Origin of the sequence: Stenotrophomonas sp. EMP41 (assembly GCF_047495535.1) — a bacterium.
GTDB classification, from domain to species: Bacteria; Pseudomonadota; Gammaproteobacteria; order Xanthomonadales; family Xanthomonadaceae; genus Stenotrophomonas; species Stenotrophomonas sepilia.
The window spans coordinates 3,148,640-3,170,186 of record NZ_CP179923.1; the positions used below are offsets into that span (position 1 = coordinate 3,148,640).

18 protein-coding genes and 1 tRNA gene are annotated in these 21,547 nt (G+C 66.6%); 10 read left to right on the forward strand and 9 right to left on the reverse strand.

The window, feature by feature from the left end; genetic code table 11:
• Positions 1-15: 15 nt before the first annotated feature.
• The 8 genes from ACMGRF_RS14490 to gmk form a co-directional block, all read right to left on the reverse strand.
• A complete protein-coding gene (locus ACMGRF_RS14490) occupies positions 16-1,293 on the reverse strand; it encodes a citrate synthase (protein ID WP_414485347.1) in 1,278 nt (425 codons plus the stop codon).
• A 296-nt stretch (positions 1,294-1,589) separates the two neighbouring features.
• Positions 1,590-1,832 carry a type B 50S ribosomal protein L31 gene (locus tag ACMGRF_RS14495; RefSeq protein ID WP_005410871.1) on the reverse strand — a complete coding sequence of 81 codons (243 nt, stop codon included), beginning with the start codon at positions 1,830-1,832 and terminating at the stop codon, positions 1,590-1,592.
• Between the two features lie 88 nt (positions 1,833-1,920).
• On the reverse strand, positions 1,921-2,859 hold the full coding sequence (locus tag ACMGRF_RS14500; protein WP_414485348.1) for a nucleoside hydrolase: 939 nt from the start codon (positions 2,857-2,859) through the stop codon (positions 1,921-1,923).
• 495 nt (positions 2,860-3,354) lie between these two features.
• The gene (gene recG / locus ACMGRF_RS14505) at positions 3,355-5,466 is read right to left on the reverse strand and encodes an ATP-dependent DNA helicase RecG (protein ID WP_414485349.1); all 2,112 of its coding nucleotides are present in this window, start codon (positions 5,464-5,466) and stop codon (positions 3,355-3,357) included.
• A 7-nt stretch (positions 5,467-5,473) separates the two neighbouring features.
• On the reverse strand, positions 5,474-5,860 hold the full coding sequence (locus ACMGRF_RS14510) for a RidA family protein (protein WP_005418954.1): 387 nt from the start codon (positions 5,858-5,860) through the stop codon (positions 5,474-5,476).
• Positions 5,861-6,044: 184 nt separating this feature from the next.
• Positions 6,045-8,207 carry a RelA/SpoT family protein gene (locus ACMGRF_RS14515; RefSeq protein WP_049412764.1) on the reverse strand — a complete coding sequence of 721 codons (2,163 nt, stop codon included), beginning with the start codon at positions 8,205-8,207 and terminating at the stop codon, positions 6,045-6,047.
• A gap of 105 nt (positions 8,208-8,312) precedes the next feature.
• Positions 8,313-8,612: a DNA-directed RNA polymerase subunit omega gene (gene rpoZ, locus ACMGRF_RS14520; protein WP_005410877.1), complete on the reverse strand. Its 300-nt coding sequence runs from the start codon at positions 8,610-8,612 to the stop codon at positions 8,313-8,315.
• Between the two features lie 110 nt (positions 8,613-8,722).
• Positions 8,723-9,388, reverse strand: a complete 666-nt coding sequence (gene gmk / locus ACMGRF_RS14525; RefSeq protein ID WP_049412766.1) for a guanylate kinase — start codon at positions 9,386-9,388, stop codon at positions 8,723-8,725.
• A 291-nt stretch (positions 9,389-9,679) separates the two neighbouring features.
• Here gmk and fdnG point away from each other — a divergent pair, with 291 nt between their 5' ends.
• The 5 genes from fdnG (at position 9,680) to ACMGRF_RS14550 (ending at position 15,695) form a co-directional block, all read left to right on the forward strand.
• Positions 9,680-12,748 carry a formate dehydrogenase-N subunit alpha gene (gene fdnG, locus ACMGRF_RS14530; RefSeq protein WP_414485350.1) on the forward strand — a complete coding sequence of 1,023 codons (3,069 nt, stop codon included), beginning with the start codon at positions 9,680-9,682 and terminating at the stop codon, positions 12,746-12,748.
• Positions 12,749-12,758: 10 nt separating this feature from the next.
• Positions 12,759-13,676: a formate dehydrogenase subunit beta gene (gene fdxH, locus ACMGRF_RS14535; protein WP_049412770.1), complete on the forward strand. Its 918-nt coding sequence runs from the start codon at positions 12,759-12,761 to the stop codon at positions 13,674-13,676.
• The gene (locus ACMGRF_RS14540; protein WP_180881171.1) at positions 13,673-14,320 is read left to right on the forward strand and encodes a formate dehydrogenase subunit gamma; all 648 of its coding nucleotides are present in this window, start codon (positions 13,673-13,675) and stop codon (positions 14,318-14,320) included. Before fdxH ends, ACMGRF_RS14540 begins: the two co-directional genes overlap by 4 nt.
• A gap of 224 nt (positions 14,321-14,544) precedes the next feature.
• The gene (locus ACMGRF_RS14545) at positions 14,545-14,838 is read left to right on the forward strand and encodes a transposase (RefSeq protein WP_006388655.1); all 294 of its coding nucleotides are present in this window, start codon (positions 14,545-14,547) and stop codon (positions 14,836-14,838) included.
• The gene (locus ACMGRF_RS14550) at positions 14,835-15,695 is read left to right on the forward strand and encodes an IS3 family transposase (protein WP_099485319.1); all 861 of its coding nucleotides are present in this window, start codon (positions 14,835-14,837) and stop codon (positions 15,693-15,695) included. Before ACMGRF_RS14545 ends, ACMGRF_RS14550 begins: the two co-directional genes overlap by 4 nt.
• Before the next feature lie 22 nt (positions 15,696-15,717).
• On the opposite strand, the gene ACMGRF_RS14555 is transcribed toward ACMGRF_RS14550, so the two are convergent.
• Positions 15,718-15,975, reverse strand: a complete 258-nt coding sequence (locus tag ACMGRF_RS14555; protein WP_414485351.1) for a hypothetical protein — start codon at positions 15,973-15,975, stop codon at positions 15,718-15,720.
• On the opposite strand from ACMGRF_RS14555, the gene fdhE reads away from it, so the two are divergent.
• The 5 genes from fdhE to selD all read left to right on the forward strand — a co-directional run bounded on the left by fdhE (position 15,974) and on the right by selD (position 21,539).
• The gene (gene fdhE, locus ACMGRF_RS14560) at positions 15,974-16,957 is read left to right on the forward strand and encodes a formate dehydrogenase accessory protein FdhE (RefSeq protein ID WP_414485352.1); all 984 of its coding nucleotides are present in this window, start codon (positions 15,974-15,976) and stop codon (positions 16,955-16,957) included. The two genes, ACMGRF_RS14555 and fdhE, sit on opposite strands and share 2 nt — an antisense overlap.
• A gap of 3 nt (positions 16,958-16,960) precedes the next feature.
• The gene (selA, locus tag ACMGRF_RS14565) at positions 16,961-18,385 is read left to right on the forward strand and encodes an L-seryl-tRNA(Sec) selenium transferase (RefSeq protein ID WP_414485353.1); all 1,425 of its coding nucleotides are present in this window, start codon (positions 16,961-16,963) and stop codon (positions 18,383-18,385) included.
• On the forward strand, positions 18,382-20,313 hold the full coding sequence (gene selB / locus ACMGRF_RS14570) for a selenocysteine-specific translation elongation factor (RefSeq protein ID WP_414485354.1): 1,932 nt from the start codon (positions 18,382-18,384) through the stop codon (positions 20,311-20,313). The genes selA and selB overlap by 4 nt, the downstream gene beginning before the upstream one ends.
• Positions 20,314-20,337: 24 nt before the next feature.
• Positions 20,338-20,433: transfer RNA gene (locus ACMGRF_RS14575), tRNA-Sec, on the forward strand.
• Positions 20,434-20,459: 26 nt separating this feature from the next.
• Positions 20,460-21,539 carry a selenide, water dikinase SelD gene (gene selD / locus ACMGRF_RS14580; RefSeq protein WP_099486130.1) on the forward strand — a complete coding sequence of 360 codons (1,080 nt, stop codon included), beginning with the start codon at positions 20,460-20,462 and terminating at the stop codon, positions 21,537-21,539.
• The last annotated feature ends 8 nt before the right edge of the window (positions 21,540-21,547 follow it).

Sequence of the window (21,547 nt, forward strand, 5' to 3'; positions counted from 1 at the left end):
AACCTCTGCGGGCGATCAGCCCTGGTAGTCGCGCACGTCGCTGCCGGTGTAGACCTGGCGCGGACGGCCGATCTTCATTTCCGGATCGACCTGCTGTTCCAGCCAATGCGACACCCAGCCGGAAGTACGGCCCAGGGCGAACATGACGGTGAACATTTCGGTCGGGATCTGCAGCGCCTTGTAGATGATGCCGCTGTAGAAATCGACGTTCGGGTACAGCTTGCGGGCGACGAAGTACTCGTCCTGCAGCGCAGCCTGTTCCAGCTTCACGGCCACGTCCAGCAGCGGATCCTGCACGCCCAGCTGCTTGAGCACCTTGCTGGTCATCTCGCCGATGACCTTGGCGCGCGGGTCGAAGTTCTTGTAGACGCGGTGGCCGAAGCCCATCAGGCGGAAGCCGGAAGTCTTGTCCTTGGCCTTGACCACGGCGGACTCGACATTGTCGGCGCTGCCGATCTCTTCCAGCATCTTCAGCACGGCTTCGTTGGCACCACCGTGGGCCGGACCCCACAGCGCGGTGACGCCAGCGGCGACCGATGCGTACGGGTTGGCACCGGTCGAACCGACCAGGCGCACGGTCGAGGTCGAGGCGTTCTGCTCGTGGTCGGCGTGCAGGATGAACAGCAGGTCCAGCGCCTTGACCACGTCCGGGTTCAGATCGTACTGGCCGTCAGCCGACTCGAAGGTCTGCTTCAGGAAGCGGCTGACGTAGTCCAGCGAGGTGTCCGGCTTGTTGGCCGGCAGGCCCTTGCCATGGCGGTAGATCAGCGCCGACAGGGTCGGCACCTTGGCGATCAGGCGCACGGCCGCCTGGCGGCGCTGTTCGGCGTCGGACAGGTCCAGCGAGTCGTGGTAGATGGCCGACAGCTGCGCGATCGCGGCTGCGAGGATGGCCATCGGGTGGGCGTCCTTGGCGAAGCTGCCGATCAGGGTGTTGATCGAGTCGTCGACGTTGGCTTCGGCGGTCAGCTCATCGGTGAAGGCCTTCAGCTGCCCGGCGCTCGGGCGCTCGCCGTTGATCAGCAGGTAGGCCACTTCGACGTAGCTCGACTTTTCCGACAGCTGCTCGATCGGGTAGCCGCGATACAGCAGCACGCCCTTGTCGCCGTCGATGTAGGTGATGGCGGACTTGCAGCTGGCCGTCGCGGTGAAGCCGGAATCGTAGGTGAAATACCCCGTTTCCTTGGTCAGCTTCGCGATGTCGACGCAGTCGTTGCCAAGGGTGGGTTTGATGACGGGCAGAACGACCGACTTATCGCCGGCGTTGAGCGTGACCTGATCAAGATCGGACACTGTGTGCGCTCCTTCATGGGAAGGCGCCTGCCCAAGCGCATTGGTCAGGCACGTGAATGACGTCCTCGGCCTGTGCCGGGGATCAGGTCATTATCGCACAGCAGCATTTGTCGGGTGCTAGACGGAAGTCGTAGACGACAGGCGGCCACAACCCGGCCAGCAAGCGGCCCGGATCGGCAAAAGCGTTGTCACCCGAACGCAGTGTTCCGCCCATCCAAACGCCCGTTGGGCACGCGTTGGGGAAAAACAAACGGCCGCGCAGAGCGCGGCCGTCGGTTCGAAGCAGGATCGACAGATCAGCGCGCGTAGCGCTTCTGGAACTTGTCGATACGGCCCGAGGTGTCGATGACCTTGTGCTTGCCCGTGTAGAACGGGTGCGAAGCCGAGGAAATTTCAACCTTGACCAGCGGGTATTCGTTGCCGTCTTCCCACTGGATGGTTTCCTTCGTCGCCATGGTCGAGCGGGTCAGGATCTTGAAATCGGAGGTGACGTCATGGAAGACGACGTCGCGGTAGTTCGGATGGATATCGGCCTTCATGGGCTCACACCGTAAATGGGCTGGTGGTCAAGAGCGGCATTATAAGCACCGGTTGCCGCTCGGGGCAACCGGTGCCCGGCAACGGACGTCAGTCCGCGCCCAGGGCCTGGCGCACCAGGGCCTCGAAACGCCCCTGGTCGTAGGCCATCAGCAGATCGCAGTTGTCCGGCTGGCCGGTCTGGCGGTTCCAGTCGACGATGGTGGCGCCGCGGCTGAACGTGCCATTCAGTTCCACGTTCAGCGGCCGCGACTCGACCTGCAGCTGCCCTTCCGGGTTCAGCGCCCACGCCATGGCCACCGCATCGGCGGTATACCAGCGGCCGCCCTTGGCATCTTCCGACAGCGCGCGGGTCTTGCGCGAGATCAGTTCGTAGAAGCGGGCGCGATCGGAATCGGCCTGCAGCCATTTCTCGGCATCCTCCAGCGGCAGGCCGTGGGCAACAGTGGCCTCCCAGTCCGACACCAGCAGGTGCTTGAACGAGGTGAACACCACGTGCGCGGCTTCCGGATCGAAGGCGATGTTGAATTCGGCTGCCGGGGTGATGTTGCCGTGGCAGGTGACCGCGCCGCCCATCACCACGATGCGCTTGATGCGCTGGGGCAGGGTCGGGTCCAGCTTCAGTGCCAGCGCCAGGTTGGTCAGCGGGCCCAGCATCACCAGCATCAGTTCGCCGGCGTGTTCGTGCGACAGGCGCAGGATGGCCAGGGCGGCGTGCTCGGCCTCGGCCTGACGGCTCGGCGGCGGCAGGTCCACGTCGCCGTAGCCATCACGGCCATGCACGTGGGCAGCGTCAACGGAGGGATGCAGCAGCGGATCCGGGCTGCCGGCAAACACCGGTACGTCGGCGCGGCCGACGATGTCGCAGAGCTTGAGGGCATTGCGGACGGTGTATTCGAGGCCGACATTGCCGGCGGCGATGGTCAGGGCGACCACGTCGTGCCGTTCATCGGCAAAGGCCATCAGCAGGGCCAGGGCGTCGTCCACACCGGGATCGGTGTCGATCAACAGGGGGATCTTGTGGGTCATCGTTGCCGTCTTCAGATCGGCAACGAAGTGTGGACCGGGATGATGACCGTTGCAAGTATGGGGGGGGGGGCGGCAGGGCTGCGCCCTGCACCCGCCGAATCAACGGCAAACGCCAGAGCAACGGCAAAAGCTGGTTCCTGGGGAATGGCGGGGTGGGTCCGGTTGCGGGGGACGCTGCAAGTACGTCCATGTAAGCTCGGTCGCCGCATCCATGCGGCTCACGCCCCCGCAACCGGACCCACCCCGCCTTCGACAGATTTCCGCGGCTGTTGGTGGGTGTCGACCTTGGTCGACACATCCATGCAATGCGTGGATGAACATGGAAATGATCAAAAGCGCTGTCTGTAGAGTCGAGCCATGCTCGACTCCCGCGCGCAGCGCGCACAGCAGCCGAGCATGGCTCGGCTCTACAGTGGATCCACGCCGTGCGTGGATGTGCGTCCCCGAAATGGGGTCAGAGCCCTTTGCTGTGCGAAGGGATCCGCCCCCCGGCACTTACGCCGAGGCGTAACGCACGGCGGTGCCGATCCAGCGTGCAACCACGCGATCGGCCAGGGCCGGTTGCTGTTCCAGAAGGCGCTCGGCCAATTCATGCACGCCGGGCAGCAGGCCGGCGTCGCGGGCCAGGTCGGCGATGCGGAAGCCGGCCAGGCCGGTCTGGCGCGTACCCAGCAATTCGCCGGGACCACGCAACTCCAGATCCTTCTCGGCGATGACGAAACCATCGTTGGTTTCGCGCATGGTCTGCAGGCGCTCGCGTGCCATCTGCGAGAGCGGCGCCTGGTACAGCAGCACGCAGCGCGATACCGCCGAACCACGACCCACACGGCCACGCAGCTGGTGCAGCTGGGCCAGGCCGAGGCGCTCGGCGTTCTCGATCACCATCAATGAGGCGTTCGGTACGTCCACGCCCACTTCGATGACCGTGGTCGCCACCAGCAGGTCGATCTCGCCGGCCTTGAAGGCCACCATCGTCGCCAGCTTCTCGGCGGCCTTGAGGCGGCCATGCACCAGCCCGACGCGAACGCCGGGCAGCAGCGCCTGCAGTGATTCGTAGGTGGCCTGCGCCGGGGTGGCATCCAGCTCTTCGCTTTCCTCGATGAGCGTGCACACCCAGTACACCTGCCGCCCTTCCTGGCAGGCCAGCGCAATGCGCTCGATCAGCTCCGGGCGACGGTCATTGTTCAGTGCGACGGTCTGCACCGGCGTGCGGCCCGGCGGCAGTTCGTCGATGGCCGACACGTCCAGGTCTGCGTACTCGGACATCGCCAGCGTGCGTGGAATCGGCGTGGCGGTCATTACCAGCTGGTGCGGCACGCTGTTGCCGCCCGCGCCCTTGTCGCGCAGGGCCAAGCGCTGGTGCACGCCGAAGCGGTGCTGCTCGTCGACGATGGCCAGCGCCAGGTCCTGGAACACCACCGCCTCCTGCATCAGCGCATGGGTACCGACGACCACCTGCGCTTCGCCGTTGGCCACCTGCTCCATCACCTTGGCACGTGCCTTGCCGGTGACCTTGCCGGCCAGCCAGGCGATGCGCACACCGAGCGGTTCCAGCCAGCCGCGCAGGTTGTTGAGGTGCTGCTCGGCCAGCAACTCGGTGGGGGCGGCCAATGCGACCTGCTTGCCCTGCTCCACCGCCAGCATGGCGGCCAGCGCGGCCACCACGGTCTTGCCGGAACCGACGTCGCCCTGCACCAGACGCAGCATCGGGCTGGGCCGCGACAGGTCTTGGCGGATCTGCTTGAACACGCGTGCCTGCGCGCCGGTCAGTGCAAAGGGCAACTGCTTCAGCAGCGCCTTGGCCAGCTTGCCGGGGCCGGCCAGCGGCGGCGCATGGTGTGCCTGCAGTGCAATGCGCTGGCGACGCAGGCTGAGGTGGTGGGCCAGCAGCTCTTCCATCGCCAGGCGACGCTGCGCCGGGTGGGTACCAGCCGCCAACGCGGCCAGATCGGCATCCGGCGGTGGCCGGTGCACGGTCAGCAGCGCGCTGCGCAGCGAAGGCAGGCCCAGGCCATCGAGCCAGCCGCTGGGCAGCAATTCCAGCGTGCTTTCCTCGGGCAGGCGGTCCAGCGCCTGGCCGATCAGCTTGCGCATGGTCATCGGGCCGACGCCTTCGACGGTGGGATACACCGGGTCGAGGCGGTCGCCGAGTTCGGGATCGTCGTTGCGGCCCAGCACCTGGTAGCTGGGATGGACGATTTCCAGGCCGAGGTGGCCGGGCTTGGGCGTGCCGAAGCAGCGCAGCCGGTTGCCGACCGCGAACTGCCCGACCTGCTGCTGGCGGAAGTGGAAAAAGCGCAGCACCAGGGTGCCCTGCCCTTCGTCTTCCACCGCCACTTTCAGCATCGGCCGGTAGCGCATGCCACGCTCGACCGCGACCACCCGCCCTTCCACCTGCGCCGGCACGCCGTTGCGCAGGTCTTCGATGCGGGTCAGCCGGGTCCGGTCTTCATAGCGCAGCGGCAGGTGAAGCCAGAGATCCTGCAGGGTGGCCAGGCCACGCGCCTGCAGCTTGGCGGCCACGGCCGGACCGACGCCGGCGAGCATCGCCAGGGATGCTTCGCCGGACGGTGACAGGACCGGAGTGACCGCCGCCTTGCGTGCCACGTGGCGGTCAGTCGATGACCATCACCGCATCGACCTCGAAGCTGGCGCCCTTCGGCAGGCCGGACACTTCGATGGTGGAACGGGCCGGGTACGGGGCCTGGAAGTAGTCCTGCATGACCGCATTGACCTTGGCGAACTCGCCCAGGTCGGTCAGGTACAGGCCCAGGCGCACGACCTTGTCCAGCGAGCCGCCAGCGGCTTCGGCCACGGCCTTGAGGTTGTCGAAGGCGCGACGGGCCTGCGCTTCGACGTCACCGGCGCCGACGATGTCGCCGGTGGCCGGGTCGAGCGGGATCTGGCCGGAGAAATACACGGTGTTGCCGGCGCGCACGGCCTGCGAGTACGGGCCGATGGCGGCAGGGGCCTTTTCGGTGTTGATGATCTGGCGGGACATGGGTCGCTCCGGTGCTTTGGGGGAAAACAGAGCGGTGATTGTACCGGCTGGGGCGCGCGTCGGCTGGGGTCGGATCCGTTTCCCGCCGGGAAACGGCTCTGACCCCGTGCATGAGATCGGGTCACGCGATGGGGTCAGAGCCCTCTCCGTTGGAGAGGGATCCGACCCCGGATCCGAAGCAGGGTTATTGGCGGCGTACCGCTTGCACGACCGACAGGCGGCGCAGGCGGCGCATCACCTCGGCCAGGTGGTTGCGGTCGCGCACCTGGATGTTGAACGCCAGCACGGCGGCGTTGAAGTCGCGGTCCAGGTAGTCCACGCGCTCGATGTTGGAGTGGCTCTGCGCGATGGCGGCGGCCAGCTGCGCCAGCACGCCGGTGCCGTTCTCCACTTCCACCACCAGCGAGGTGTCGTAGTCGCCGGAGACGGTGGTGTCCCAGCCGATCGGCACCCAGCGCTCGGGCGACTTGCGCAGCTCGGCCAGGTTCGGGCAGTCCATGCGGTGCACCACGATGCCCTTGCCGGCGGTGTGGTAGCCCATGATCTCGTCGCCGGGAATCGGCTGGCAGCAGCCGGCGAAGGTGACCACGCCGCGCTCGCTGCCGTTGATCAGGATCTTCTCCTGCGAGTGGTGGCGCGAATGCGGGCCGCCACGCAGTTCGGCGTAGGCCATCAGCGCCTGCGCGGCCTGGGTCGGCATCCAGTTGCCCAGTGCGACCTCGGCCAGCAGCGCCTCCAGGCGCGGGAAACGGTGCTCGGCCAGGAACGCGTCCAGGCGCCCCTTCGGCAGCCGTTCCAGCGACGAATCCATCGCTTCCAGCGCACGGTCGAGCATGCGATGGCCGAGCTGCACGGCATCTTCGTGCTCCAGCTGCTTGAGCTGGTGGCGGATGGCGGTGCGTGCCTTGCTGGTGACCACGAATTCCAGCCACTGCGGTTTCGGCGTGGCCGAGCGTGCGGTGATGATCTCCACCGACTGGCCCGACACCAGCTTGGTGCGCAGTGGCACCAGTTTCTTGTCCACGCGCGAGGCCACGGCCATGTTGCCCACGTCGGTGTGCACGGCGTAGGCGAAATCGAGCGCGGTGGAATTGCGCGGCAGGGCCAGGATCTTGCCCTTCGGGGTGAACAGGTAGACCTCGTCCGGGAACAGGTCGACCTTGACGTTGTCGAGGAACTCCAGCGAGGACCCGGCGGCGCGCTGCGAGTCGATCAGCTCGACGATCCAGGCGTGGGCACGGCTCTGCGCGCTGTTGGGCGAGTCACCACCGAACTTGTAGGTCCAGTGCGCGGCCACGCCGCGTTCGGCGATCAGGTCCATTTCCTCGGTACGGATCTGCACTTCGATCGGCGAGCCATACGGCCCGAACAGCACGGTGTGCAGCGACTGGTAACCGTTGGCCTTGGGAATGGCGATGAAATCGCGGAAGCGGCCATCGAGCGGCTTGAAGGTGGCGTGCACCGAACCCAGCGCGTGGTAGCAGCTGGGCACGCTGCGCACGACCAGGCGGAAGCCGAACACATCCATCACCTGGTCGAAGGATTTGTTCTCGTCGCGCATCTTGTTGTAGATGCTCCACGGGGTCTTGATGCGGCTGATCAGCCGATGCTCGATCCCCTCCTTGGCCAGGCGCTGCGACAGCTGCACTTCCACCTGCGCCATCGCTTCGCGACGCACCACCGGCTGGCTGCGGATGTGTTTTTCGATGATGGCGTGGCGCCACGGGTAGAGCGCCTTGAACCCCAGGTTCTGCAGCTCGCTCTTGACCAGGCTCATGCCCAGGCGCTGGGCGATGGGCGCGTAGATCTCCAGCGTCTCGCGGGCGATGCGGCCACGCGCTTCGCGGCTCTGCGCGCCCAGCGTGCGCATGTTGTGCAGGCGGTCGGCCAGCTTGATCATGATCACGCGCAGGTCGCGCGACATCGCCAGCAGCATCTTGCGGAAGCTTTCGGCGGCCGCTTCCTGGCGGTCGCGGAACTTCAGCTTGTCCAGCTTGGTGACGCCGTCGACCAGTTCGGCCACGGCTTCGCCGAACTCGGCGGCCAGCGCCTCGCGGGTCAGCGGGGTGTCTTCGATGGTGTCGTGCAGGATCGCGGCGATCAGCGCTTCCACGTCCAGGCCGAGCTCGGCCAGCACCTGGGCCACGGCCACCGGATGGGTGATATAGGGCTCGCCCGACTTGCGCGTCTGCCCAGCGTGCGCGGAGGCTCCGACTTCCCAGGCGCGGCGCAACAGCGGCAGCTGTTCCGGCGGCAGGTAGTGGGCGGCGCGTTCGAGCTGGAGGACGTAGTCGGGTACGGCGGCAGCGGGGGCTGCGGCGACCTTGGCAGTGGGGCCTGGGTTCATGCCCGAAGCCTATTCCAGCGCGACGTTTACGGCAAATCCTGAATGCGAAACAGCCCGCACGGGGCGGGCTGTTCGGCGATCCAGCAATGACGTTGATCGATGCGATCAATCGTCGTTCTTGGACATGTCTTCGTCGGCGACCACTTCGGCGGCAGCCCACTCCAGCGCTTCGCGCTCGGCGCGCTCACGCTCGGCCTTCTCGACTTCGTCGATCAGCGCGTTGTCGATCTTGCGGGCGGCGATTTCGCGCAGCGCCAGCACGGTCGGCTTGTCCTCGGTCTCGCTGTTGTCCAGCGTGGCCTGCACGCCGTTGGCGAGCTGGCGGGCACGCTTGGACGCCATCATGACCAGTTCGAAACGGTTGTTAACGACTTCCAGGCAATCTTCTACGGTGATGCGGGCCATACGGGCTCCCGGCGACCGATCGGCCGCTCAGTCGAATGAGGGAAAGGGGACGGAGTGTACTGGCAGGGGCTGGACAAAATCAAGCCAACCCCTACCCGATTCTTTTGGAATCAGTCAGTTGCACCCGCATCGGGGGTCAGCAGCGCCTGGATCAGGGCGGCGTGGCGCACCTTCTGGGCCTCCCGGCGCAGGCGGCTGGCAGTGAAGATGGCGCACAGCTCGTCCACGGCAGTGTCGAACACCTCGTTGACGATGACGTAGTCGAACTCGTTGAAGTGCAGCATTTCATCGCGGGCCGCGCCCAGGCGCTGGGCGATGACCGCTTCGCTGTCCTGGCCGCGCTTGCGCATGCGGTCCTGCAGGGCCTGTTTGGACGGCGGCAGGATGAACACGGTGACCGTGCCCGGCACCAGTTGGCGCACCTGCTGCGCGCCCTGCCAGTCGATCTCCAGCAGCACGTCCTGGCCGGCGGCCAGCTGCGGCTCCACCGACTGCCGGGCCGTGCCCTTCCAGTCGCCGTGCACCCAGGCGTGCTCGAAGAAGTCGCCGGCGGCGATCATCTGCTCGAACTTCTCGGCACTGACGAAGTGGTAGTGCTGGCCGTTCACCTCACCGGGGCGCATTGCGCGCGAGGTGAAGGAGATCGACAGGGCGATCTGCGGGTCACGCGCCAGGGTGGCATTGACGATGCTGCTCTTGCCGGCGCCAGACGGGGCGGCCACGATGTACAGCGTGCCGCGCGCAACGGTGTCCGACGGTTTCGACGGGGCGCTCATGCGGGGGATCCAACGGGTTGATTTCGCAAACTTTTTTCCTCGGTGTTCCAGGTCCGGCGCGGCGGATCGCGCCAGGACGGCGGGGGCTGCGCGGAACATCCTGGAACCAGGCCCGGCAGACGCTTCCCCGGGGTGCGGGCACGCAACTTTACCAGAGGCGCCCGTTTGCGCGCCCGTCCGGCAGGCGCCGGGCCTTGTGCCACATGGGCATCCGGGGGCCTGTGCTATAACCGGGCCGTACCCAACGACAGCCCGGAGGCCCGTGCCTCCCCGCCATCCCAGGAGAACGGCATGCCATCGATGAGCCGCCGCCAGTTCCTGAAAGTGACCGGGACAACCCTGGTCGGCTCCAGCCTGGCACTGATGGGCTTCGCGCCCGGCATCGCGCTCGCGGAGGTCAGGCAATACAAGCTGACCCGCTCGACCGAGACCCGCAACACCTGTACCTACTGTTCGGTGGCCTGCGGCATCCTGATGTACAGCCTCGGCGATGGCGCCAAGAACGCCGAGCCGAGCATTTTCCACATCGAGGGCGACCCGGACCATCCGGTCAACCGCGGCACGCTGTGCCCGAAGGGTGCCGGCCTGGCCGACATCATCCACAGCAAGTCGCGCCTGCTCTACCCCGAGTACCGCGCGCCGGGCTCCAACGAGTGGAAGCGGCTGAGCTGGGACGATGCGCTGGATCGCATCGCGCGGCTGATGAAGGAAGACCGCGACGCCAACTTCGTGCAGAAGAACGAGGCCGGGCAGACGGTCAACCGCTGGCTGACCACCGGCATGCTGGCGGCCTCGGCCACCAGCAACGAGACCGCGGTGCTGACCCACAAGGTCGTCCGCTCCCTGGGCATGCTGGCATTCGACAACCAGGCACGTGTCTGACACGGCCCGACGGTGGCAGGTCTTGCCCCGACGCTAGGCCGTGGTGCGATGACGAACCACTGGGTCGACATCAAGAATGCCGACCTGATCCTGATCATGGGTGGCAATGCCGCCGAGGCGCATCCGTGCGGGTTCAAATGGGTGACCGAGGCCAAGGCCCACAACAAGGCCCGGCTGATCGTTGTCGACCCGCGCTTCAACCGCTCGGCTGCGGTGGCCGACGTGTACGCGCCGATCCGCACCGGTACCGATATCGTATTCCTGGGCGGCCTGATCAACTACCTGCTGACCGAGGACCGCATCCAGCACGAGTACGTGCTGAACTACACCGACATGTCGTTCCTGGTGAAGGACGAATTCGCCTTCAAGGACGGCCTGTATTCGGGCTACAACGAGGAGAAGCGCAGCTACGACCGCTCCAGCTGGGACTACGCCTACGGTGACGATGGCTTCGTGCGCAGCGACCCGACGCTGAAGGACCCGCGCTGCGTCTACAACCTGCTGAAACAACACTACGCGCGCTACACCGTGGAGATGGTCGAGCGCATCTGCGGCACGCCGGCCGACAGCATCCGCCAGGTGTGGGACATGATCGCGTCCACCGCCGGCAAGGACAAGGCGATGACCATCCTGTACGCGCTGGGCTGGACGCAGCACTCGATCGGCGCGCAGAACGTGCGTGCCGGCACGATGGTGCAGCTGCTGCTGGGCAACATCGGCGTGGCCGGTGGTGGCATGAACGCGCTGCGCGGGCACTCCAACATCCAGGGCCTGACCGACATCGGCCTGATGTCCGACCTGCTGCCCGGCTACCTGACGCTGCCGAAACAGGATGAGCAGGACTACAACGCGTACATCGCCAAGCGCACGCAGAAGCCCCTGCGCGCCAACCAGATGTCGTTCTGGCAGAACTACCCGAAGTTCCACGTCAGCCTGATGAAATCGTGGTGGGGCGATGCTGCCACCGCTGACAACAACTGGTGCTTCGATTACCTGCCCAAGCTCGACAAGCCGTACGACATGCTGCAGGCGTACGAGCTGATGAACGAGGGCAAGATCCATGGCTACATCTGCCAGGGCTTCAACCCCCTGGCCTCGGCGCCTAACAAGGGCAAGCTGATCAGCGCGTTCTCCAAGCTGAAGTTCATGGTCAGCATGGATCCGCTGGAAACCGAGACCATCGCCTTCTGGCAGAACCACGGCGCACTGAACGACGTCGACCCGAGCACGATCCAGACCGAGGTGTTCCGCCTGCCGACCACGTCCTTCGCCGAGGAGAACGGTGCGGTGGTGAATTCCTCGCGCTGGCTGCAGTGGCACTGGAAGGGGGCCAATCCGCCAGGCGAAGCGCGCAGCGACATCGAGATCATGTCTGAGCTTTTCCATCGCATCAAGGCGATGTACGAGAAGGACGGCGGTGCGTGGTGGGAGCCGGTGCGCGACCTGGCCTGGAACTATGCCAACCCTGAAGTGCCGACGCCTGAAGAGCTGGCGATGGAGTACAACGGCAAGGCGCTGACGGACGTGTTCGATCCGAAGGATCCGACCAGGCTGGTGCGCAAGGCCGGCGAGCAGCTGGCGACGTTCGGCGACCTGCGCGACGACGGCAGCACCGCCTCCGGCTGCTGGATCTACATCGGCGCCTGGGGCCCGACCGGCAACATGATGGCGCGGCGTGACAACAGTGACCCGACCGGCATCGGCAACACCCTGGGCTGGGCCTGGGCGTGGCCGGCCAACCGCCGCGTGATGTACAACCGCGCCTCGTGCGACGTGGCCGGCCAGCCGTTCGATCCGCGCCGCACGCTGCTGGCCTGGAACGGGAAGAACTGGGGCAATGTGGATGTGCCGGACTTCAAGGCCGACGAAGATCCCGCCGGTGGCATGGGTCCGTTCATCATGAACCCGGAGGGCATCGCCCGCTTCTTCGCCAAGGCCGGCATGGCCGAGGGGCCGTTCCCGGAGCACTACGAACCGTTCGATACCCCGCTGCGCAGCAACCCGCTCAGCCCCGGCCAGGCCCTGACGCTGAACAACCCGGCGGCGCGCGTGTTCGCCAGCGACCGTGCCCAGATCGGTTCGCCGGACGAGTTCCCGCATGTGGCCACCACCTACCGCCTGACCGAGCATTTCCACTTCTGGACCAAGCACGGCAAGCTCAACGCCATCATCCAGCCCGAGCAGTTCGTCGAGATCGGCGCTGCCTTGGCCGACGAGCTGGGCATCAACAACGGCAGCCGCGTGCGCGTGAGTTCCAAGCGCGGGCACATCGAAGCCGTTGCGATGGTGACCAAGCGGATCAAGGCCCTGCAGATCGATGGAAAGACCGTGCACCAGGTGGGCGTGCCGATCCACTGGGGCTTCCTCGGTGCGGCCAAGCCTGGATACATCGCCAATACGCTGACCAATGCCATCGGTGACGGCAACTCGCAGACGCCCGAGTCGAAGTGCATCCTGGTCAAGGTCGAGAAGGTGTAGGAGACACGCCATGTCACTGCAATCGCTGGACATCATCCGCCGCTCGGCTACCACCACGCCCTCGCCGGAGGCGCGCGGTGCGCACACCGGCCAGGTCGCCAAATTGATCGATGTGAGCAAGTGCATCGGCTGCAAGGCCTGCCAGGTCGCCTGCATGGAGTGGAACGACCTGCGCGACGAGGTCGGCAGCTGCGTCGGCAGCTATGACAACCCGCCCGACCTGAGTGACCAGTCGTGGACGGTGATGAAGTTCCGCGAGTACGAGGACGAGAAGGGCAAGCTGGAGTGGCTGATCCGAAAGGAGGGCTGCATGCACTGCAGCGACCCGGGCTGCCTGAAGGCCTGCCCGTCGCCGGGCGCAATCATCCAGTATGCAAACGGCATCGTCGACTTCCAGGAAGAGAACTGCATCGGCTGCGGCTACTGCGTGACCGGCTGCCCGTTCGATGTACCGCGCATCTCCAAGAAGGACCACAAGGCGTACAAGTGCACGTTGTGTTCGGACCGGGTGGCGGTCGGCCAGGAGCCGGCCTGCGTGAAGACCTGCCCGACCGGGGCGATCACCTTCGGCAGCAAGCAGGCGATGACCGAGCATGCCGCCGGCCGCGTCGAAGACCTGAAGTCGCGCGGCTACGAGAACGCCGGCCTGTACGACCCGCAGGGCGTCGGCGGTACCCATGTGATGTACGTGCTGCAGCATGTGGACAAGCCCGAGCTCTACGCCGACCTGCCCAAGGACCCGCGCATCAGCCCGATGGTGGAAGTCTGGAAGGGCGTCGCCAAGCCGCTGGGCGTGCTGGCGATCGCCGCCACGGCCTTTGCTGGGTTCCTGCATTACATCGGCATCGGCCGCAACACGGTCAATGACGAGGAAGAAGAGGCCGCCGAACACGAAGCGAAGAAGATCGAAGAGGAGCAGCGGCCATGAAGTACGCCCCGCACCCGCGGCAGATCATCCGTTACCGCGCGCCGACCCGCATCAATCACTGGATCGTGGCGATCTGCTTCGTGCTGACCGCGCTGTCCGGGCTGGCGCTGTTCCACCCTGCCCTGTTCCCGTTGACCCAGCTGTTTGGTGGCGGCCCGTGGACGCGCATCCTGCATCCGTTCATCGGGCTGGCCATGGTGGTGGGTTTCACATTGCTGGCGTTCCGCATGTGGCGCGACAACCTGCCGACCGCCGACGATCGCGCATGGATGCACGGCATGCGCGATGTACTGCGCAACGAAGATGAGAAGCTGCCGCCGGTGGGCCGCTTCAATGCCGGCCAGAAACTGCTGTTCTGGGCCATCATCGGCTGCCTGTCGGCGCTGCTGCTGACCGGCTTCGTGATCTGGCGGCAGTATTTCAGCCACTTCTTCCCGATCGGAGTGATCCGCTTCTCGGTCCTCGCCCATGCGCTGTTCGGCTGGGTACTGGTGTGTGCGATCGTGGTGCACATCTATGCGGCGCTCTGGATCAAGGGATCGGTGCGGGCGATGACCCAGGGCAAGGTGACCTATGGCTGGGCGTACAAGCACCACCGGCAGTGGTTCCGCGACATCCTGCGCGGGCGCCGGGAAGAGGGTTAGCGGCAGGGCCTGCGGCCCTGCACCCGCAGAGGCAACGTCAACGTCAACGTCAACGTCAACGTCAAGAGCGGGCTTCCTGAGGGGTGGCGGGGTGGGTCCGGTTGCGGGGGACGCCGTAAACCCGTCCTTGGGGGCTTGGCCGCGGCATCCATGCCGCGGACTGATCTGGCCCCCCGTCAGCGGACGCCAAGAAGCGATACTTTGATCGCACTTGGAGGCCCCTTATGTCCCGTATCACCCGTCGTAGCTACACCGATGAGTTCAAGCACCAAGCCGTGGAGCTGGCCGAGTCGCTCGGGCCGGCCGCAGCGGCCCGTCAGCTGGAGATGTCGGTCAAGACGCTGGCAAATTGGCTTGACGCGGTCCGTGCTGGCCGGTCGTTGACCTCTGAGGCTCGCAGGCCAGCCACCGACCTGGAAAGCGAGATCAGCCGCCTTCGGGCCGAGAACGCCAATCTGAAGATGGAGCGGGAAATCCTAAAAAAAGCGGCGGCGTTCTTTGCCAGAGAGTCCAAGTGAGGTACGCCTTCGTCGCCAGTCAAAGGACTCACTACCCGACCAGGTTGTTGTGTCGGGTTCTTGGGGTTTCTGTCTCTGGATTCCATGACTACCTGCGCCGGCAGTGTGCCCAAACGTGCGATGTCGATTCGGCCCTCCGTACCGAGCTTCGGGCCATTCATGTGACCAGCAAGCGCAGTTATGGGCGACGTCGGCTGGTCAGGGCTTTACGAGCCAGGAATCATCCAGTCGGCCACAAGCGCGTGGCACGGTTAATGGCCGAGGAGCGAATCCAGGGCAAGACCAAAGGCCGATTCCGACCCCAATCCTCTGGCGGCTCATCTCAGCTCGCTCCCAACCTGCTGGATCGGCAATTTGCCCCCGGAACCGGACCGACGGCGTGGGTCGGGGATATCACGTATGTCCCCACCCGCCAGGGATGGCTGCATCTGGCCGTGGTCATCAGCGTCCAGACCCGGCAGGTGCTGGGCTACAGCGTTTCCAAGCGTCTGACTGAAGAGCTGGTGGTGAAAGCATTTGCCAATGCTTGGGCTCTGCATCCACAACGACCCGGCCTGATCTTCCATTCAGATCGTGGTGGGCAGTACTGGGGAAACGAGTTTCGCCAGCTGCTGCAGTCCCATGGCGTGGTCCAAAGCATGAGCCGGCCTGGCAATTGCTGGGACAACGCAGTGGCCGAGAGCTTCTTTGCGACGTTCAAGACAGAAGAGGCTGCCGAGCCTTACGCCAGTAGGGAACAAGCCAGCCAGTCCATCGCTGCTTACATCCACGGCTTCTATAATCCAGCCCGGCTACACTCGGCGCTGGGCTACCACTCGCCTAACAACTATGCCCGGCAGCTCCGGGCTGCCGCCTGAAACGGCTTCATGGCGTCCGTTTTCAGGGGGCCAGATCAGACACCCCCGCAACCGGACCCACTCCGCCTTCGACAGTTTCCCGCTGCTGTCGGAATGGCATGAGCTGCTCTTGGTGGGTGTCGACCTTGGTCGACACGATGAACATGGCAACGACAGAAACCGGATTTTGTAGAGTCGAGCCATACTCGACTGTTTTGCTCGACTGCGTTGCTTGAACACGCTGGACGCCGACGCCGACAACAGCGAGGATGGAGCCTGGTTCTTCTGGCTGGCCCTGCATGGCGCAACGCATCCTTGAACCCGGTGAGATCGAAACGCTGGCCTCGCGCGATGTACCGCGCATCATCCTGCCCGATATCACGTCGCTGTTCGCCGAGCGCGCCAAGCGCCTGCGCAGCCTGGCCGCGCATAGTGCCATCGGCGGCTACCTGCAGCTGCTGGCGGCGCTCGCTGATGCCCAGCAGGCGCTGCTGGATGAACTGACACCGCAGCAGCGCGAAGCTCTGCAGTCGCAGGCGCGTGCGCAGCAGTCGAGTGCGGCGGCCGGTGCCGGCATGCCGTTGCGGCCGGCCAACACACTGCAGCTGGATGGACGCTGGCGCGACTGGCTGCGCACGCTGTGCCAGCACTGTGCCGACGAAACGGGCCTACCGGCGGAAACCCGGCAGGAGCTGCAACGCGTCGCGGCTGCTGATGATGCGTGGTTGGATGCACAGGCGCATGCGGTGCTGGAACGCGATGACGCGCCCTCGGTCGACGCCGTCGCCGCGCTGCTGGTGATGAACGCGCTGCAGGTGTTCTGGGCGGTGCTCGCCGCCAGCTTCCATCCGACCGACCTGAAGCCGCTGGCCGATGCGCCAGGCCTGTGCCCGCTCTGTGGCACGCTGCCAGTGGCCAGCGTGGTGCAGGCGCGCCCGCCCTACGCCGCCTATCGCTACCTGTCGTGCTCGCTGTGTGCCTGCCAGTGGCATTACGTGCGCGTGCAGTGCAGCCAGTGCGGCGCCGCCGGCAAGGACATTGCCTATCGCGCCCTGGCCGAGGTGGACGGCGACAGCGGCGAGGCGGTGCGCGAAAGTGCGGTGCGCGCCGAGACCTGCGACCACTGCCGCAGCTATCGCAAGATCCTGTACCTGGAGAAGGATCCGTCACTGGAGCCGGTGGCCGATGACCTCGGCACGCTGGCGCTGGACCTGCTGCTGGCCGAGGAAGGCTATGCGCGCGCCAGCCAGAACCCGCTGCTGTGGCAATCCGACGGCGACTGACCGATGCCACGCACGCACGCCACGCCGGTATCGGCCGCCGCCCTGCCTTCGCTGGACCGGCTGCTGCGCCTGCCTGCACTGGCGCCACTGATCGAAGGCCACGGTCGAAGCCGCATCACCCAGCTGCTGCGTTCGCACCTGCAGCTGCTGCGTGAGGGCGTCAGCGGCGGCCAGTTGTCGACCGCGCAGCTGCAGGAAGCGGTCGACGGCCCGGCGCTGGTGGCAGCGGTCGAAGCCGCACTGGCTGCCGATGCACGGCTGGACCTGCAGCCGGTGTTCAACCTGACCGGCACCGTGCTGCACACCAACCTGGGCCGCGCCCTGTTGCCCGATGTCGCCGTGCAGGCGGTCACCCGCGCGATGACCGCGCCGGTTGACCTGGAATTCGACATCACCCGCGGCCGCCGGGGCGACCGCGATGCACGCGCGCAGGCGCTGGTCTGCGAGCTGACCGGCGCCGAAGCCGCCACCGTGGTCAACAACAATGCAGCGGCGGTCCTGCTGCTGCTCAACAGCCTGGCCAACCGACGCGAGGTGGTCGTCTCGCGCGGCGAACTGGTGGAGATCGGCGGCGCCTTCCGCATTCCCGATGTGATGCGCAGCGCCGGCGCGCGGCTGCTGGAAGTGGGCACCACCAACCGCACCCACCCGGCCGACTTCGCCCATGCCATCGGCGCACGTACCGCGTTGCTGATGGAAGTGCATGCCAGCAACTACGCGATTACCGGCTTCACTGCCAAGGTCGACACTGCGGCAATGGCTGCGATCGCGCACGAGCACGGCCTGCCGCTGGTGGTGGACCTGGGCAGTGGCAGCCTGTGCGATCTGGCGGCCTTCGGCCTGCCGCACGAGCCCACCGTGCAGGAAGCACTGGCGGCCGGCGCCGATCTGGTCTCGTTCAGTGGCGACAAACTGCTGGGCGGCCCCCAGGCCGGGATCATCGCCGGCCGCGCCGACCTGATCGCGCGGATCAACCGCAACCCGCTCAAGCGTGCGCTGCGCATGGACAAGATGGGCCTGGCCGCACTGGAAGCCGTGCTGGCCCTGTACCGCGAACCGGAACTGCTGGCATTGCGGCTGCCGACCCTGCGCAGCCTTTCGCGCCTGCGGGATGACATCGACGAGCAGGCACAACGCCTGCTGCAGCCGATGCGCGCGTCGCTGGCGTCCGACTACGCGCTTGAACCGGCCTCGATGTACAGCCAGATCGGCAGCGGTGCCCAGCCGCAGGCGCAGCTGGGCAGTGCCGGCCTGCGCATCACCTCAGCGCGCCGCGGCGGGCTGGATCGCCTGGCCAAGCGCTTGCGCCAGCTGCCGCGGCCGGTGCTGGGCCGCATTGCCGATGACGCGCTTTGGCTGGACCTGCGCTGCCTGGAACCCACCGACGAAGCCGCCTTCCTCGCGCAATGGAGCACGCTGCAGGCATGATCGTCGGCACCGCCGGGCATATCGACCATGGCAAGACCAGCCTGGTGCGCGCACTGACCGGCGTCGAAACCGATCGCCTGCAGGAAGAACGCACGCGCGGCATCTCCATCGAGCTGGGCTATGCCTATGTCCAGGTGGAGAACACAGGCGGCGGGAATGCCGAGTCGACGCTGGGCTTCGTCGACGTGCCGGGCCATGAACGCTTCGTGCATACGATGGTGGCTGGCGCCACCGGCATCGATGTCGCCCTGCTGGTGATCGCCGCCGACGACGGTGTAATGCCGCAGACCCTCGAGCACCTGGCGATCCTGCAGCTGCTGGGCGTGGACCGCGGCGTAGTGGCCTTGACCAAGATCGACCGCGTGGAAGCTGCACGCATCGCCCGGGTCGAGATCGAGATCGCCGCGCTGCTGGCCGGCACGCCGCTGCAGGATTCCCCCGTATTCGCCTGCAACAGCACGGCGCCCGATGATGCCGGCATCAACGCGTTGCGTACCCAGCTGCACGCGTGGGCGTCGGACGACGCCAGCATGCGCCAGGCCGAACTGCGCAGCGAGCTGTTCCGCATGCCGGTGGACCGCGTGTTCTCGCTGGCCGGCCACGGTACGCTGGTGACCGGCGCAGTGCACGGCGGCACCGCTGCCGCGGGTGAGCATCTGCAGCTGATGCCGGCCGCCACGGACGTGCGCGTACGCAGCATTCACGCGCAGAACCAGCCCAGCGAACTCGCCATGGCCGGGCAGCGCTGCGCGTTGAACCTGGCCGCCATCGCCCGCGACGACATCCACCGCGGCGACTGGATCGCCGATCCACGTGCGCTACGGGCGACCCGTCGCGTCGACGTACGCCTGCGGCTTTCCCCACTGGCCGCACCGTTGCGCGACTGGGCGCCGCTGCACATCCACTGGGGCACGATGCACCGGCAGGCCCATGTGGTGCTGCTGGAGGACGACGATCACGGCGATGGGCAGTTGGTGCAGCTGGTGTTCGATGCCCCGGTCTGCGCGATGTGTGGTGATCGCTTCATCGCCCGTGATTCAGCGGCGATCCGCACGCTGGGCGGTGGCATCGTGCTCGATCCGGACCCGCCACAGCGGCGCCGGCGCAGCCCGGCACGGCTCGCCTGGCTGGGCGCACTGGAGCAGCTGGCGGCAGGGGCGGGAATCGGCCCGCTGTTGCGGCAGGCTTCCTTCGGCATAGCCATGGCCGCCCTGCAACGCTACTGCCGGCGCGCGGCCGACCGGATCGATCTTCCTGCGGACACACGACGCATCGTCACCCGCGAAGACACGGTGGTCATCCTCGCCTCGCACTGGCAGGCGCTGCGCGAGCAGGTAACTGCCTCACTGCGCAGCTGGCACGAGCGACGACCGGACGAACCTGGTGTCGACAGCGGGCGCCTGCAACGCAGCACCCTGCCCACGCTTGCGACGGGGCTCTGGAATGCGCTGCTGCAGGACCTGCTGGCCGACGGCACGCTGCAGCGCGTGGGCGCGTGGTGGCGCCTGCCCGGTCACGACCACGCGCCGCCGGAGCGTGAACGCCTGCTGCTGGAACGCGCGCTGCCGCAGCTGCACGCCGGAGGTTTCGATCCGCCGTGGGTGCGTACCCTGGCCACCGACTTCGGCCTGGCCGAAGACGAGGTCCGCGCCGTCCTGCGCCGCGCCACCGCGCGTGGCGAACTGTTCCAGGTGGTGCCGGACCTGTTCTACGCACCGGCCCGCATTGCCGAGCTGGCCGCGATCGTCGCGCAGCTGTCGCAGGCCACCGGCACGGTGGATGCGGCCACCTTCCGCGATGCCATCGGCCTGGGCCGCAAGCGCAGCATCCAGATCTTGGAGTTCTTCAACCACGTTGGCTACACTCGACGCGTCGGTGACCAGCATCGGCCGCGCGGCGACCTGCAGTGGAACGCAGCCCGCGACTGAGGCCACCGGTGCCGCCGTACTTTCGGAAGGCATGCGCATCCGGGCATGCGGCTGGGCTTCAAACCCAGTAGGGGGCGTCGATCGTTCCCTGGTAGGTTCGACTCCTGCTGCCTTCCGCCATTGGTGTTTCCGCAGGAGATGTCGGCATGGCCACGCACGTGCAGTCCCCCGCCCCTTCAACGGCCGATGCCCCGCAACGACTGACCTCGCTGGCACATGGCGGCGGCTGCGGCTGCAAGATCGCGCCGGGCGTGCTGAGCGAACTGCTGCGCGGCGTTCCCGCGCTTGCTGCGCCGGCCGAACTGCTGGTCGGCCGCGAGACCAGCGACGACGCCGCGGTGTACCGCCTCGATGATCGCCAGGCAATCGTCGCCACCACCGATTTCTTCATGCCGATTGTGGACGACCCGTTCGACTTCGGCCGCATCGCCGCCACCAACGCGCTGTCGGACCTGTACGCGATGGGCGCACGACCATTGTTCGCGCTGGCCATCGTCGGCATGCCGATCAACACGCTGCCGCAGGAGACCATCCGCGGCATCCTGCAGGGCGGCGAGCGTGCCTGCGCCGATGCCGGCATCGTGGTCGCTGGAGGCCACAGCATCGATTCGGTGGAACCCATCTATGGCCTGGCCGCGATCGGCGTGCTCGACCCGCAGCGGCTCAGGCGCAATGCCGATGCCCGCGCCGGTGATGTGCTGGTGCTGGGCAAGCCCCTGGGCGTGGGCGTGTATTCGTCGGCGCTGAAGAAAGAAGTGCTGGATGCCGAGGGCTACCAGCAGATGATCGCGTCGACCACCCGCCTGAATACCGTGGGCGTGCCGCTGGCCGCGCTGGACGGTGTGCACGCGATGACCGACGTCACCGGTTTCGGCCTGCTCGGCCACCTGCTGGAAGTGTGTCGCGCCAGTGGCGTTGCCGCCGAAGTGGACAGCGCGCAGATCCCGCTGCTGCCGCAGTCCCTGGACCTGCTGCAACGCGGCTGCGTAACCGGCGCCTCCAATCGCAACTGGGCCTCGTATGGCGCCGAAGTTCACTTCGCCGAGGGCTTGGCCGCCCACTGGCAGCCACTGCTGACCGATCCGCAGACCAGTGGCGGGCTCTTGGTGTCCTGTGCCCCGGAGGCAGTGGATGCGGTGCTGGCCTGCTTCCACGACGCCGGGTTCGGCCAGGCGACCGTGGTGGGACGGTTGGCCGAAGGCGCGCCGGGCGTCAGCGTGCGCTGATGCGTTGA

What these genes read in the sequence shown, in the direction of transcription:
- rpoZ (WP_005410877.1), bottom strand. Translation starts at nt 8,612, where the DNA reads ATGGCCCGCATCACCGTAGAAGATTGCCTGGAAGTCGTTAACAACCGT.
- ACMGRF_RS14515 (WP_049412764.1), bottom strand. Translation starts at nt 8,207, where the DNA reads ATGAACCCAGGCCCCACTGCCAAGGTCGCCGCAGCCCCCGCTGCCGCC.
- selA (WP_414485353.1), top strand. Translation starts at nt 16,961, where the DNA reads ATGCCACGCACGCACGCCACGCCGGTATCGGCCGCCGCCCTGCCTTCG.
- fdhE (WP_414485352.1), top strand. Translation starts at nt 15,974, where the DNA reads ATGGCGCAACGCATCCTTGAACCCGGTGAGATCGAAACGCTGGCCTCG.
- ACMGRF_RS14555 (WP_414485351.1), bottom strand. Translation starts at nt 15,975, where the DNA reads ATGCAGGGCCAGCCAGAAGAACCAGGCTCCATCCTCGCTGTTGTCGGC.
- ACMGRF_RS14495 (WP_005410871.1), bottom strand. Translation starts at nt 1,832, where the DNA reads ATGAAGGCCGATATCCATCCGAACTACCGCGACGTCGTCTTCCATGAC.
- ACMGRF_RS14510 (WP_005418954.1), bottom strand. Translation starts at nt 5,860, where the DNA reads ATGTCCCGCCAGATCATCAACACCGAAAAGGCCCCTGCCGCCATCGGC.
- selB (WP_414485354.1), top strand. Translation starts at nt 18,382, where the DNA reads ATGATCGTCGGCACCGCCGGGCATATCGACCATGGCAAGACCAGCCTG.
- fdxH (WP_049412770.1), top strand. Translation starts at nt 12,759, where the DNA reads ATGTCACTGCAATCGCTGGACATCATCCGCCGCTCGGCTACCACCACG.
- selD (WP_099486130.1), top strand. Translation starts at nt 20,460, where the DNA reads ATGGCCACGCACGTGCAGTCCCCCGCCCCTTCAACGGCCGATGCCCCG.
- ACMGRF_RS14540 (WP_180881171.1), top strand. Translation starts at nt 13,673, where the DNA reads ATGAAGTACGCCCCGCACCCGCGGCAGATCATCCGTTACCGCGCGCCG.
- gmk (WP_049412766.1), bottom strand. Translation starts at nt 9,388, where the DNA reads ATGAGCGCCCCGTCGAAACCGTCGGACACCGTTGCGCGCGGCACGCTG.
- ACMGRF_RS14500 (WP_414485348.1), bottom strand. Translation starts at nt 2,859, where the DNA reads ATGACCCACAAGATCCCCCTGTTGATCGACACCGATCCCGGTGTGGAC.
- ACMGRF_RS14545 (WP_006388655.1), top strand. Translation starts at nt 14,545, where the DNA reads ATGTCCCGTATCACCCGTCGTAGCTACACCGATGAGTTCAAGCACCAA.